Annotated in this window: 11 protein-coding genes; 7 read left to right on the top strand and 4 right to left on the bottom strand. The window is 70.4% G+C overall.

Annotation, left to right across the window (positions count from 1 at the left end; all coding sequences use genetic code 11):
• Window positions 1–25: 25 nt before the first annotated feature.
• Window positions 26–1,300, bottom strand: coding sequence for a sensor histidine kinase (locus tag Vgi01_RS18105; RefSeq protein ID WP_102657770.1), 1,275 nt, complete (start codon window positions 1,298–1,300; stop codon window positions 26–28).
• On the bottom strand, window positions 1,297–1,992 hold the full coding sequence (locus Vgi01_RS18110; RefSeq protein ID WP_102657769.1) for a response regulator transcription factor: 696 nt from the start codon (window positions 1,990–1,992) through the stop codon (window positions 1,297–1,299). Before Vgi01_RS18110 ends, Vgi01_RS18105 begins: the two co-directional genes overlap by 4 nt.
• 103 nt (window positions 1,993–2,095) lie before the next feature.
• On the opposite strand from Vgi01_RS18110, the gene Vgi01_RS18115 reads away from it, so the two are divergent.
• The 4 genes from Vgi01_RS18115 (at window position 2,096) to Vgi01_RS18130 (ending at window position 5,802) form a co-directional block, all read left to right on the top strand.
• Entirely contained in the window at window positions 2,096–2,602 is a 507-nt protein-coding gene (locus Vgi01_RS18115; RefSeq protein ID WP_204291806.1) for an RAD23 family protein, read from the top strand.
• Window positions 2,603–2,907: 305 nt separating this feature from the next.
• Complete coding sequence (locus Vgi01_RS18120) at window positions 2,908–3,282, top strand: hypothetical protein (protein ID WP_013731847.1); 375 nt, start codon at window positions 2,908–2,910, stop codon at window positions 3,280–3,282.
• Window positions 3,283–3,532: 250 nt separating this feature from the next.
• A complete protein-coding gene (locus Vgi01_RS18125) occupies window positions 3,533–3,925 on the top strand; it encodes a cupin domain-containing protein (protein ID WP_102657767.1) in 393 nt (130 codons plus the stop codon).
• Between the two features lie 83 nt (window positions 3,926–4,008).
• Entirely contained in the window at window positions 4,009–5,802 is a 1,794-nt protein-coding gene (locus Vgi01_RS18130) for a glycoside hydrolase family 15 protein (protein WP_204291807.1), read from the top strand.
• A 6-nt stretch (window positions 5,803–5,808) separates the two neighbouring features.
• Here Vgi01_RS18130 and Vgi01_RS18135 read toward each other — a convergent pair whose 3' ends face one another.
• Window positions 5,809–7,002 carry a threonine synthase gene (locus Vgi01_RS18135; protein WP_204291808.1) on the bottom strand — a complete coding sequence of 398 codons (1,194 nt, stop codon included), beginning with the start codon at window positions 7,000–7,002 and terminating at the stop codon, window positions 5,809–5,811.
• A gap of 232 nt (window positions 7,003–7,234) precedes the next feature.
• Between Vgi01_RS18135 and Vgi01_RS18140 the strand changes: the two genes are divergently transcribed.
• On the top strand, window positions 7,235–8,023 hold the full coding sequence (locus tag Vgi01_RS18140; protein ID WP_204291809.1) for an aldo/keto reductase: 789 nt from the start codon (window positions 7,235–7,237) through the stop codon (window positions 8,021–8,023).
• A gap of 45 nt (window positions 8,024–8,068) precedes the next feature.
• Here the strand turns inward: Vgi01_RS18140 and Vgi01_RS18145 are convergent, their stop codons facing one another.
• Window positions 8,069–9,193 carry a glycoside hydrolase family 12 protein gene (locus Vgi01_RS18145; protein ID WP_102657763.1) on the bottom strand — a complete coding sequence of 375 codons (1,125 nt, stop codon included), beginning with the start codon at window positions 9,191–9,193 and terminating at the stop codon, window positions 8,069–8,071.
• 365 nt (window positions 9,194–9,558) lie between these two features.
• Here Vgi01_RS18145 and Vgi01_RS18150 point away from each other — a divergent pair, with 365 nt between their 5' ends.
• Both Vgi01_RS18150 and ctaD read left to right on the top strand, forming a co-directional pair.
• Window positions 9,559–10,665: an FAD-dependent monooxygenase gene (locus Vgi01_RS18150; RefSeq protein WP_203220100.1), complete on the top strand. Its 1,107-nt coding sequence runs from the start codon at window positions 9,559–9,561 to the stop codon at window positions 10,663–10,665.
• Window positions 10,666–10,779: 114 nt separating this feature from the next.
• A complete protein-coding gene (ctaD, locus tag Vgi01_RS18155) occupies window positions 10,780–12,537 on the top strand; it encodes an aa3-type cytochrome oxidase subunit I (RefSeq protein WP_102657761.1) in 1,758 nt (585 codons plus the stop codon).
• The last annotated feature ends 740 nt before the right edge of the window (window positions 12,538–13,277 follow it).

The following is a 13,277-nucleotide window of genomic DNA, read 5'->3' on the forward strand; positions in this document are numbered from 1 at the left end:
AGTCGATCACGCACCAACCCCGAGGTCAGGGTCTGGGGGCGCCGAGCAGGAGGGTCACCTCGGCGCCGCCGCCGGGGCGTTCACCCAGTTCTAGGCGACCGCCGCTGGCCTGGGCGGCCCGGCGGGCGATGTCCAGGCCGAGGCCGGTCGACCCGGCCTGGCTGGCACCTCGGCGGACGGAGTCGGCGGCGATGCCGGGGCCCTCGTCGGCGACGGTGAGCGCGACGTGGTGACCGGTGGGAGCGAGTCGTACCGCGAAGGCGGTGCCGTCCGGGGTGTGCGCGAAGACGTTGCCGAGCAGCGCGTCGACCGCCGCCGCCAGTTCGTCGGCGGGTACCCCGACGGGCAGCGGACCGGGTGCCAGGTTCAGGTCGACCGCGCGGCCGGTGTCCTCGGCGAGTACCGACCAGAAGGCGACCCGCTCGGCCACCGTCGCCACGGCGTCGGTGGCGACTGCACCGTCGGCCGGGGTACGCCAGCGGGCCTGCCGGATCAACCCGGTCACGGCCCGTTCCAGCCCGTCGACCGCCTCGGTGATCCGGGCCGCGTCCTGCGGGTCGCGCAGTGACTCCGCTTCCAGCCGCAGCGCGGTCAGCGGGGTCCGCAGCCGGTGGGACAGGTCGGCCACCTGTTCGCGCTCCTGCAGCAGCAACTCCTGGATCCGGCCAGCCAGATGGTTGAGCGCGCCGCCCACCTCGCGTAGCTCCGCCGGCCCGGCCGGCTGCACCCGGGCGTCCAACTCGGCGTTGGCCAGCCGGTGGGACACCGCCGACAGCTCACCGATCGGCCGGACCAGGGTCCGGGCCAGCCGGTCGGCCACGGCCAAACCGATCAGCACCAGCACCACCCCGAGCAGGGCCAGCACCAGCCAGGCCCGCCCCACCCCGGCGGTCATCTCGGCGTACGGCACGACCGTGCGGATGACCGCCGTGCCGTCCGCTCGGCCCTGTACCGCGATCACCACCTCCCGGCCGTCGGACGCATCGGCGGTGAGGCTCTGACCTCGCCCGGCCAACTGCACCGCCGGGGTGGGCTCGGCGGGCGAGCCGAGCACCGTGCCGTCGGGCAGGAACACGCTGACCGGGCGACCGGACTCGGCGACGAGTTGGTCGACGGTCAGCCGGATGGTGTCCGGGTCGGCGGTGCCGACCACCGTGGCGAGGCTCTGCGCGTCCCCGGTGGCGCGTACGGTGGCCCGGTCCTCGGCGGCGGTACGCAGCAGCAGCGCCAACGGCACCAGGAAGGCGATCACGATGAGTACGCTCACCGCCGCCACCAGCAGCGCCAGCCGCGCCCTCACCCGCCCACCTCCGGGGCGACCAGGCGCACCCCGACTCCGCGTACGGTGTGCAGGTAGCGCGGTTGCTGGGCGTTCTCACCGAGCTTGCGGCGCAGCCAGGACAGGTGCACGTCGACCGTCTTGTCCGCCCCGCCGTAGGGGATCTGCCACACCTCGGTCAGCAGTTCCCGCTTGGTCACCACCTCACCGACCTTGGTGGCCAGGTGCCGCAGCAGGTCGAACTCGCGGGGGGTCAGCTCGACCGGCGCGCCGTCCAGGCTGACCTGCCGGGAGCGGGGATCTATCCGCAGGCCCCCGACGACCAGGGTCGGGTCCTCGTCGGCCGGTCCGCCGGGCCCACGGCGCAACACCGCCCGTACCCGTGCGTCGAGTTGGGCGGCGGTGAACGGTTTGACCACGTAGTCGTCGGCGCCCGCGTCGAGGACCTGGACGATCTCCCGCTCGTCGTCGCGGGCGGTGGCCACGATGACCGGCACCGCGCTGACCGCCCGCAGCATCCGCAGCAGTTCCCGGCCGTCCAGGTCGGGCAGGCCGAGGTCGAGGACGACCAGATCGGGCCGGTCGTCGAGGGCGTCGCGCAGACCGGTCATCGCGGTCGACGCGGCCGCCACCGCGTGGCCCCGCTCACGCAGTGCCCGCACCAGTGGCGTACGGATGGTCAGGTCGTCCTCGATCAGCAGCAGGCGGGCCACAGCAGGCAGAGTATCCCTGTCAGCGCCGCACGGCCGGTCGCGTTAACCCACTCTTAGGGTTGCCCGAAGCTCATCCCAACCGGCGATCGGGGATAGTCGGGTCATGGGCCGTCGTACCTTCCTCGCCGCCGCCGGATGGCTGGCCACCGCGGTGGTCGCCACGCTGATCGGGGTCGCCGCGATCCAACTGGTGGGGGAGAGCCTCACCGGGACGCCCGGCGGTGTGCGCAGCCAACAGGAGGTGGCCCGGGCCCTGGCCGAGCCGCCGCCGGTCGTCCCGTCCGCCAACCCGACCGCCGCCCCGCCGAGCCCGAGCGGTACGCCGACCGACCCGAGCGGTACGCCGACGAGTGTGCCCGGCACGGTGAGCCCGAGCACCGACGCGGGTAGCCGGCGCAGCTTCAGCAGTCCCGGTGGCAGCGTCGTCGCCGAGTGCGTGCCGGGTGGGGTGTACCTGGTGTCCTGGACGCCGCGGCAGGGCTACCGGGTGGACGACTACGACCGGGGGCCCGACGACGACGCCGAGGTGACGTTCGTCGGCCCGACCGGAGAGCACGAGTTGTCGCTGCGCTGTCAGGGCGGCGTGCCGGTCCTGGAGACCGACGACTAGGGCGTACGCCCAGGTCAAGGGCGTGATCATCTCGGGTTGGTGTCCTTGATCGGACAGCTCCTCGCGTGGCTGCCAGCCGGTGGAGCGACATACCTTCGGAAGACGGAAACGGTGCGATTGTCCCTGGTCGCCCCGGAAAGGCGAGGCGTGTCGGGGCGCGCCTGACCCTCTATTCAGCGTTGAACCTCCCGGCCGGACGGCTGGGAGGAACAACTGGTTTCCGTTCAGACCACACATCCCGTCAAGGCGGCGGCCGGCCGGAGAGGAGTCTGATGTCCAGCGCGAAAGCAAGAAGCAGGTCATGGGTGCAACCCGTGCCCAAGGAGGGCGCGACGGACCGTGCTGATGCCGAACACACCACCTGTGCCGGTGCCGGCATGCCACTGACCGCCCGGGTGCTGTTCGCGGTCGTCAACGCCCAGGGGGTGCTGGTTCGCGGGCTGGGAGCGGCCACCGCCAACCGCCTCGGCACCGGCATGTACCAGGTGGTGTTCGACCAGGACGTGACCGGGGCCAGTTGCGTCGGCACGGTCGGACTGTCCGGCAGCATCGGCCTCGCACCGACCGGGCAGATCACCGTCGCCGGCCGCACCGGCATCCCGAACGCGGTATTCGTGACCACCCACGACAGCGCCGGCGTTTCCGCCGACCGACCGTTCCACCTGGCCGTACTCTCCTGACCTGCCGGGCCGGTAGGCGCACACGAGCGCGCGGCGCCGTTCGACAGGAGATCGAAACGTCGCCGCGCTCGGCCGTCTCCCGCCACCGCAGCCCAACGGCGGTACGTCAGCGGGGACCTGGCATCGCCGGAGCTTGCCGGCCGTGGTGTCGATCCCCGTTCGATGGCGTGGCAAACCCTCGATCCGTGGTCATTTCCACCATTTGCCAGTCCCGGCGTGGCAGGGCCGCTGACGGGGTATGTGCCCAGGCATGGAGCACTTCACTATCGCGACCGTCGCCGAGAAGAGCCCGGATTTCCGCCGCGTGCTGTGGACCGGGAAGAACACCCAGCTGGTGATCATGACTATCCCCGCCGGTGGTGAGATCGGCGAGGAGGTCCACGAGGGCATCGACCAGATCCTCACCTTCGTCAGCGGCACCGGCGAAGCCCGGGTCGCCGGCGAGAAGCGTGAGGTCGTGCAGGGCGACCTGGTGGTCGTACCGGCCGGCACCAAACACAACTTCGTCAACACCGGCCCGAACCCGCTGGTGCTCTACACCGTCTACGGTCCGCCGGAGCATGCCGACCAGGCGGTGCACCGGACCAAGGAGGAGGCCGACGCGGCCGAGGCTGCCGGGAAGGACGAACCCCCGACCTCCTGACCGAAGACAGGAGTCTCTCGGCATCGGCCGGCACCGGTCCGGCTCCGACGTGAAGCGTCCCGGAGACCGGGTACGCAGACCGGATGCAGCCGCCGATCTCCGACTACGGGTTCCTCTCCGACCTTCGTTCGAGCGCGCTGGTGAGCACGGACGGATCGGTCGACTGGTGGTGCCCGCAGCGGTTCGACTCCCCGTCGGTCTTCGCGCGACTGCTCGACCCCGGCGGCGGCCACTGGCGGCTCGCACCGGCCGCCGCCGGGTCCGCCGGGCACCGGGTGCGTCGGTCGTACCTGCCGGACACGCTGGTCCTGCGCACCGTGCACGACACCCCGGAGGGCAGTGTCGCGGTCACCGACGCGCTGGCCGGCGAGCCGGGGGTGCGGGCTCACGAACTCGGCATGAACTCACCTGCGGTGCTGGTGCGCGTGGTCGAGGGACTGTCCGGACGGGTGCCGATGACCGTGGAGTACCGGCCGCGACCGCAGTACAACCTGACCGCGCCGTACCTGAAGGAACGGGCCGACGGCGCGGTGCTGGCCGTCGCCGGCTCGGTCGACCTGGTGCTGCGCTGCCACGGCCTGCGGCTGCGCGCCGATGACGACCGGGTACGACAGACCTTCGAGATCGCCGAGGGACAGGTACTCGGGTTCGACCTGGCGTACGGCGGCGCCTACAGCGATCCTCCGGCCGAACTGGACCCGGTCGCCGCCGTGGCCGACACCGTGCAGGCCTGGCAGGCGTTCCGCGAGCTGCACCAGTACGAGGGCCGTTACCAGGATCTGGTCCGCCGCAGTGCGACGGTGCTCACCGGCCTGACGTACGCCCGCAGCGGCGCGGTCACCGCGGCGGCGACCACCTCCCTGCCGGAAGTGATCGGCGGTGACCGCAACTACGACTACCGCTTCGCCTGGTTGCGGGACTTCGCCATGACACTGCGCGCGCTGTGGGTGGCGGCCTGCCCGACCGAGTCGTCGCGGCTGTTCGCCTGGGCGACCCGCTCGATCGGGCGCATCGGCGCCGAGCCGATCCCGGTGCTGTTCGGGTTGGAAGGCGAACGCGACGTCTACGAGCACGAATGTCCCCGCCTCGCCGGCTATGCGGGCAGCACGCCGGTACGCGTCGGCAACGATGCCTGGCGGCAGCGACAGTCGGACGTGCCCGGCGAGATCGTCTCGGCGGCCTGGCTGCTGCGTGATCACCTCGGCGACGAGTTCGACAACGAGATGCTCGAGATGGTCGTCGGCCTGACCGAGCAGGTCGCGGCCACCTGGCGGCTGCCGGACCGGGGCATCTGGGAGCCGCGCGACCAGGAGCGGCACTACCTGTCGTCAAAGGTGCTCTGCTGGGTGGCGATGGACCGGGCGGTGCAACTCGCCCCGCACCTCGGGGAACGTGCCGACGTGCGCCGGTGGGCGGCCATCCGGGACGAGATCCGGGCCACGGTGCTGCGTGAGGGCTTCGACGAACGCAGAGGGGTGTACACCGTCGCCTTCGGCTCGCCGGACCTGGACGCCTCGGCGCTGTACCTGCCGGTGATGGGCTTCCTGCCGGCCGACGATCCGAGAATGCGGGCCACCATCGCGGCCGTGGAGCGGGAGTTGAGCGGTCCCGGTGGACTGATCCGCCGCTGGCAGGACGAACCCGGCGGCTTCCTGCTCTGCTCGTACTGGCTGGTGGAGTGCCTGGTGATGGCCGGGGAGCGGGAGCGGGCGGCGGGGCTGTTCGAGCAGATCTCCGGCCACGTCAACGATCTGGGGCTGCTCAGCGAACAGATCGACCTGGACAGCGGGGCGCAGTTGGGCAACACGCCGCAGGCGTTGTCGCACATCGGCCTGATCAACGCCGCGTGGCGGTTGACCGAGTCGGACGGGAAGTGAGCGGCCTCAGCGGGGCAGCACCGGCACGTCGGAGACATCCACCGTGTCCGGGTACTTCACACCCGCCCCGGTGTTGAGCACCACCACCCGTTCCCCGGAGCGGATCCATCCGCCGGCCCGCAGCTTGCGGGCGGCGGTCAGGCAGGCGGCCCCCTCCGGACAGAGCAGCAGGCCCTCCCGGGCGGCGAAGTCGCGCAGGTCGGCCAGGATCTCGGCGTCATCGACCGCGATCGCGGTGCCGGCGCTGGCTCGTAGCGCGGCCAGGATCAGTTGATCGCCCAGCGGTGCGGGCACGGTGATGCCGAACGCCACGGTGTGCGCGTCCGGCCAGGGATCGGCCCGGTCCTCCCCGGCGGCGAAGGCCCGGACGATCGGCGCGCAGCCGGTGGACTGCACCGCCACCAGGCGGGGCAGGCTGTCCTCGACCCAGCCCAGTTCGCGCAGCTCGCCGAGCGCCTTGTGGATGCCGATCAGGCCCACCCCACCACCGGTCGGGTAGATGATCACGTCGGGCACCTGCCAGCCGAGCTGTTCGACGATCTCGTACCCCATCGTCTTCTTGCCTTCGAGCCGGTACGGCTCGCGCAGCGTGCCGGCGTCGAAGATGGTGCCGGCGGAGGCCCCGACCAGCGCGGCGATCTGACGCCCGGCGTCGCCGATCAGGCCGTCGACCAGGCGCAGGTCAGCGCCGGCGGCCACGCACTCGCGGCGGCAGATGCTCGGCGCGTCCACCGGCATGGCGATGATCGCGCCCAGCCCGGCTCGGGCCGCGTAGGTGGCCCAGGCGGCACCGGCGTTGCCGTTGGTCGGCATGGCGATCCGGCGGATGCCCAGCTCGCGGGCGCGACTGACGCCCACGGCGGCCCCGCGTGCCTTGAACGAGCCGGTCGGGGTCAGCCCTTCGTCCTTGACCAGCAGTTCGTCCACGCCGATCCAGGCGCCGTACGTCGGGGCGCGCAGCATCGGCGTCCACCCCTCGCCGAGGGTGGTGACGTGGGCGGGGTCGGCCACCGGCAGCAACTCCCGGTAGCGCCACAGGGTGGCCGGACGTAACCCGAACCGCTCCGGTTGCAGCACCCCGGCGACCGTGGCCAGGTCGTAGCGGGCCAGCAGCGGCGAGCCGCAGTCGCACAGGTTCTGCGGTACGTCGGCGTCGTGTTCCCGGCCGCAGCCCGGGCATTCGAGATGGGTCAGGTACACGATGCTCCTCGCCGTCTCAGCTCGCCTCGATGCGACGCGCCGCGGTGCCGGAAACCACGGCGGGGTCTGCCAGTGCGGGCCGGTCAGCCACACCCGCATTCTCCGCCACGCCGGCCGGTTGTGCCCGGTTCGGCCCGTCCCCACCCCGATGGGGTGCCGGTTGCCGCCTGCGATCCGGCTGGCGTCTCCGTTCCCGCACGAGGTAGCTGCAATCAGGGGTAAAACGGGCAGTATGGAGCATGCCCACCATCCCACCGCACTTCTCTCCGGCGACGTCCGGATCCCCCTGCTCGGCTTCGGCACCTGGCAGGCGACCGGCGAGGCCGGCTTCAAGGCCGTACTCGCCGCGCTGGACGCCGGCTACCGGCACATCGACACCGCCACCATGTACGGCAACGAGGAGGAGGTCGGCAGGGCGGTACGGGAGAGTGGACTGCGTCGGGAGGACGTCTTCCTCACCACCAAACTGCCGCCCGAGCGCGTCGGCCAGGAACGGCGGACCATCGAGGAGAGCCTGCGTGCCCTCGGCGTCGACCACGTCGACCTCTGGCTGGTGCACTGGCCGCCGAGCGACCCGGGAGCGCTGATCCCGGTCTGGCGGGAGATGCTGGCCGCGCGCGACGAAGGGCTGGCCCGCGCGGTGGGCGTGAGCAACTTCAGCACCGGGCAGATCGACGAGCTGATCCAGTCCACCGAGGAGAACCCGGCCGTCAACCAGATCAAGTGGAGCCCGTTCCTGTACGACCGGCAGCGGCACGTCGAGCACCGGGACCGTGGGGTGGTGCTGGAGGGGTACAGCCCGTTCAAGACCAGCGACCTGTCCGACCCGGTGCTGGTCCGGGTCGCCACCGCACACAACGTCTCGCCGGCCCAGGTGGTGCTGCGCTGGCACCTCGACCACGAGATCGTGGTCATCCCGAAGTCGGTGACCCCGGAGCGGATCCGGGCAAACGCCGACGTCTTCGGTTTCTCGCTGACCGCCGAGGAGATGCGCGACATCGACGCCCTCGGCACGGTCTGAACCGTGCCGGGGGCGCGGCAACCGCCGCACCCCCGGCCGGTCTGGTCAGGAGCGCGAGCAGGCGGTGCCGTTGAGGGTGAAGCTGGTGGGGTTGGCGTACGCCCCGTTCAGGGTGCCCTGGTAGCCGAAGCTGGCTGTGCCGCCGGGCGGGATCGTGCCGTTGTGGCCGACGTTGCGGGCGGTCACCGACGATCCGCTCTGGCTCACCGTGGCGTTCCAGGAGTTGGTCACCTGCTGACCGGACGGCAGCGAGTACGCGAGCGTCCAGCCGTTGATGGTGCTCGACCCGGTGTTGGTGATCTGCACGTCGGCGGTGAAGCCGTTGTTCCACGAGTTGCCCGTGTACTTCACCGCGCAGGCGGCGGAACCCGACGGCGGGGGCGTGGTGACGGGCGGCGGGTTGTTGTTGCCGCCGCCGTTGACCGCGGCGGAGAAGTTGGTCACCGCGAGCCCGGCGCCACCCTGCCACGGCTCGAAGCCGGCCTGGATGCTGGTCAGGTACCAGGAGTTGGTGATCGCACCCCGGTTACGGGTGTCGTTGATGAAGGCCAGCAGGTTGAGGTTGGCGCTGCTGATCGCCGACGGGGCCACGTACGAGATGACGTTGTTGCCGCCGTTGTTGCCCCGCCAGACCTCCCAGTTGCGGCCGTCGATGTTGGCGTTGCCGACCGGGGAGCCGATGGGCTGGATCGAGCCCTGCCGGTTCAGCCAGATCATGATCTCCATCTGGTTCACCCCGTCCCGCTTGGGCGACGGGTCCAGCCAGATGTCGTACGAGGCGTTGTAGATGGCGTTGCTCACGTACCGGTAGTTGATGCTGCTTGTCGCGCTGCTGATCTGGCTGACCTGGATCGGCAGGTTGGTGCCGGGGGAGCAGTTGGTGTAGTGGCAGCCGAGGAAGACCGACGGGTACGCCGTCGGGGCGCCGTTCGTCGGGTTGCTGCCGTTCTGGGTGGTGATCTCGAAGCCGCTGCTTGTGACGTTGATGCACTGCTGGGCGGTGGTGCCCCACTTGTTGTTCTGCACCACGTAGCGGTTCTGGATCACGGTGCTGCCGTACTGCTCGCAGATCACCGTGTCGGCGGCGGCGGTGCCGCCGAGAGCCACGGCGACGATCGAACTCGCGGCGAGCAGGCCGGCGGCCGCGAGGGCTCGCAGGGTACGTCTCATGGGTGCTCCTTGCGCTGCGGCGTCGCAGGGACGCCGGGGACGGGAGGTGCGGACCGAAGCGGTGGGGGAACGCCGACGGGTGGTGGGGTCCGGGAGCGCTCCCATGTTCATCGTCACATTTACATCCCTCGACCAATTGACGCAACCGACGAGGGGGAATGAGGTGGAAAGTGAGGTGTGTCAGGCGTCGTCCGAGCGGTGCGTCGCCGCTGTCCCTTGGTCGGATCGGGAGGGGTCTGAAGAGCGGCGCGGCCCATCGGTGAGCGCCGGTGGTGAATCCGATTGCCTCTGGTGTGCGGCGATTGCGCCGAGTAGTGTCTTGCCTCCGACGCGTTCCGATTCCCCTCCGGGAGGCGTACACCCCCATGCGTGGCTCCCCCCTGCGCATCCTTGTCGTCGGCGCAGGCATCGCCGGTCTCTCCGTGGCCCGGGCCTTGCGCCTGGCCGGCTTCCGGCCGGATGTCACCGACAAGGCGCCGTCGAACGAGCTCGACGACGGCGGTCTCTACCTACCCGGCAACGCCGCCCGGGCGCTGCAGCGGCTGGATCTCGACGGCCCGGTCCGCCCCTTCGGTCAGGTCATCCACCGGCAACGCTTCCTCGACGCGGCCGGGCTGCCGCTCTGTGAGGTTGATCTCGACGCGCTGTGGGCCGGGGTCGGCGAATGTCGGGCACTGTCCCGCTGCGACCTGCACCGGGTGCTGCTCAGCGGAGCCGGCGGCGCGGTCCGGCACGGCGCCGAGGTGTGCAGCATCGACCTGCTGCCGACAAGCGTCGGCGTCACCTTCGTCGACGGCACCTGGTCGGAGTACGACCTGGTGATCGGCGCGGACGGGCCACGCTCCTCGATCCGCGCTCTGGCGGCCCTCGGCGGCCCGCCCCGACCCGCCGGGCAGGTGGTGTACCGCAGCATCGTGCGCGACGGCCCGGCGGTCGACGAGTGGACGGCGCTGCTCGGGCAGCGCAGCGGCTTCCTCGTGGTGCCGATCGGCGCCGGCCGACTGCACTGCTACGCCGACGAGGCCGGCACCGAGGTGCCGGCGGATCCCCGGGCTCGGCTCGTGGAACTGTTCGGTGACTACGGCGGGCCGGTGCCGGAGGTGCTCGACGCACTCGACCAGGTGCACGTCTCGACCACCGACGAGGTCGAACTCGGACGCTGGTACCGGGGCCGGGTGCTGCTGGTGGGTGATGCTGCCCACGCCACCGCACCGACCCTGTCCCAGGGGGCGGCGATGGCGCTGGAGGACGCGGTGGTGCTCGCCGAGTCGCTGCACGCCGCGAACAGCGTGGAGGCCGCCCTCACCGCGTACGAGAGTCGCCGCCGGCCGCGTACCCGATGGGTGCGGGATCGGACCCGTGACCGCAACCGCACCCGCGACGTACCGCCCGCGCTGCGCGATCCGCTGCTGCGCGGACGCGGCGACCGCATCTTCGGCGAGCACTATCGGTTGCTACTCGGCCCCTTGTGATCCACGCCCGGTGACCCCACGCGGCGCTGCCACCTGCCGGGGACTATCCTCCTTGCGGATGACGGCCGCCCCGACAGCGTGCCGAGCGGGACAACCCAGAACCGGAGGCCACTCGTGACCACCGTCGCACCCAAGCCGGTCGTGACCCGGCCCTGGCCGGTCCGGGAGCCGGTCAAGGGGTCGGCCATCGCGCGGATGCTGCGGACCACGGACGCGAAGCAAATCGGGATCATGTACATGGTCACCGCGTTCGTGTTCTTCATGATCGGTGGTCTGATGGCCCTGATCATGCGGGCCGAGCTGGCCCGGCCCGGGCTGCAGTTCCTGTCGCCCGAGCAGTACAACCAGCTGTTCACCATGCACGGCACGATCATGTTGCTGTTCTTCGCGACGCCCATCGTGTTCGCGTTCGGTAACTACATCGTGCCGATCCAGATCGGCGCGCCGGACGTGTCGTTCCCGCGGCTGAACAGCTTCGCGTACTGGCTGTACCTGTTCGGTGGAACCATGGCCACCGCCGGCTTCCTCACCCCGGGCGGAGCGGCCGACTTCGGCTGGACCGCCTACACCCCGCTGAGCACCACCGAACACGCCCCGGGCGTCGGCGGGAACATGTGGGTGATGGGTCTGGCCATCTCCGGTCTGGGCACCATCCTCGGCGCGGTCAACCTGATCACCACGATCCTGACCCTGCGCGCCCCCGGCATGACCATGTTCCGGATGCCGATCTTCACCTGGAACATGCTGGTCACCAGCCTCCTGGTGATCCTGGTCTTCCCGCTGCTGGCCGCCGCGCTGTTCGCGCTCGCCGCCGACCGTCTGCTCGGTGCCCAGGTCTACAGCCCGGACACCGGCGGGCCGATGCTCTGGCAGCACCTGTTCTGGTTCTTCGGGCACCCCGAGGTCTACATCATCGCGCTGCCGTTCTTCGGCATCATCAGCGAGATCATCCCGGTCTTCTCCCGCAAGCCGATCTTCGGCTACAAGGGCCTGGTCGCCGCGACCATCGCCATCGCCGGCCTCTCGATGAGCGTGTGGGCGCACCACATGTTCGCCACCGGCCAGGTGCTGCTGCCGTTCTTCAGCTTCCTGAGCTACCTGATCGCCGTGCCGACCGGTATGAAGTTCTTCAACTGGATCGGCACCATGTGGCGCGGCCAGATCAGCTTCGAGACGCCGATGCTCTGGTCCATCGGCTTCCTGGTCACCTTCCTCTTCGGTGGTCTGACCGGTGTGCTGCTGGCCGCCCCGCCGCTGGACTTCCACCTGCACGACTCGTACTTCGTGGTGGCGCACTTCCACTACGTGCTCTTCGGCACGATCGTGTTCGCGGTGTTCGCCGGCATCTACTTCTGGTTCCCGAAGATGTTCGGCCGGATGCTCGACGAGCGGCTCGGCAAGATTCACTTCTGGTTGACCATGATCGGCTTCCACACCACCTTCCTGGTGCAGCACTGGCTCGGCAACGAGGGCATGCCCCGGCGTTACGCCGACTACCAGGCCATCGATGGCTGGACGACGCTGAACATGATCTCCACGATCGGCGCGTTCATCACCGGTATCTCCACGCTGCCGTTCCTCTACAACTGCTGGAAGGCCTACAAGGCCGGCCCGGTGGTCGAGGTCGACGACCCGTGGGGCCACGGCAACTCGCTGGAGTGGGCGACCAGCTCCCCGCCGCCGCTGCGCAACTTCGACCGGATGCCGCGGATCCGCTCCGAGCGCCCCGCCTTCGACGCGAAGTTCCCCGAGCTGGCAGCCGGCCAGACCATCGCCGGCCCGCCCGAGGGCGGCTCCAAGCCGCTGACCAGCGAGTCCGACGGTGGCGCCAGCTACACCGAGGACGTGGCCAGCGACATCGACCGCCGCTGACCCTCCGTACCCAAAGAACGGGCGCCGCCCCCACCAGGGCCGGCGCCCGTTCTTGTTGTCCCTCCCCGGCCCTCTCCCTCGACCCTCTCTCTCGGCCCCCGACGCTTTGCCCTCCGACGTCTCGCCCTCACTGCCTGGCCCTCACACTGCCTGGACCTCCCTGCCTTGCCCCCAGCGCAGCCTTTCCGATGCGGCCCGGCACCGTCGGCAGCCAAGGTCTTCCAGGCACTTGATCCACGCCGCCGTATTGCGTCACCTCAGTGCCGAGACCTGCTTCGAACATCACCGCGGGTAATTGCGGGCGCCATCGCGCCTTGTTGCAGAGCGTGATGTTCTTCTCGTGCCACCCTCCATCACCTGCAAGCCCTTTGCTCTGCTTCAACCCACGCAATAGCTCTTCACCTGTGCTTTTGCGATTGGCGTCCAGGATGGTTGGCCTACCGATCACCACGGAGAGCGAAGTTGTGCGTGGGTTGAAGCAGAGCAAAGGAGGTGAGTAGGGCTGTGGGGTTGGAGAGGGTGGCCACGGAAGGTAACGATCTTGGTCGCCAGGTCGCCAGGTCGCCAGGTCGCCAGGTCGCCAGGTCGCCAGGTCGCCAGGTCGCTCCGTGATCGTGGGCTCGGCGAGAGAGCTGCAGGTCCTGCCTGACACCGGCATCCGGGCGCAGGCGGTGGGCGGGTGGGGTGGGGGGCCGGAGGCCGGGGCCGGGGGCCGGGGCCGGGGGCCGGGGGAGGGAGGG

It is taken from the genome of Micromonospora gifhornensis, from assembly GCF_016863515.1.
Lineage (GTDB): Bacteria > Actinomycetota > Actinomycetes > Mycobacteriales > Micromonosporaceae > Micromonospora > Micromonospora gifhornensis.

Bases quoted from the DNA above. Each gene is read 5' to 3' on its own strand.
- Vgi01_RS18125 (WP_102657767.1), top strand. From the start codon at position 3,533: ATGGAGCACTTCACTATCGCGACCGTCGCCGAGAAGAGCCCGGATTTC.
- Vgi01_RS18130 (WP_204291807.1), top strand. From the start codon at position 4,009: ATGCAGCCGCCGATCTCCGACTACGGGTTCCTCTCCGACCTTCGTTCG.
- Vgi01_RS18115 (WP_204291806.1), top strand. From the start codon at position 2,096: ATGGGCCGTCGTACCTTCCTCGCCGCCGCCGGATGGCTGGCCACCGCG.
- Vgi01_RS18150 (WP_203220100.1), top strand. From the start codon at position 9,559: ATGCGTGGCTCCCCCCTGCGCATCCTTGTCGTCGGCGCAGGCATCGCC.
- Vgi01_RS18140 (WP_204291809.1), top strand. From the start codon at position 7,235: ATGGAGCATGCCCACCATCCCACCGCACTTCTCTCCGGCGACGTCCGG.
- Vgi01_RS18145 (WP_102657763.1), bottom strand. From the start codon at position 9,193: ATGAGACGTACCCTGCGAGCCCTCGCGGCCGCCGGCCTGCTCGCCGCG.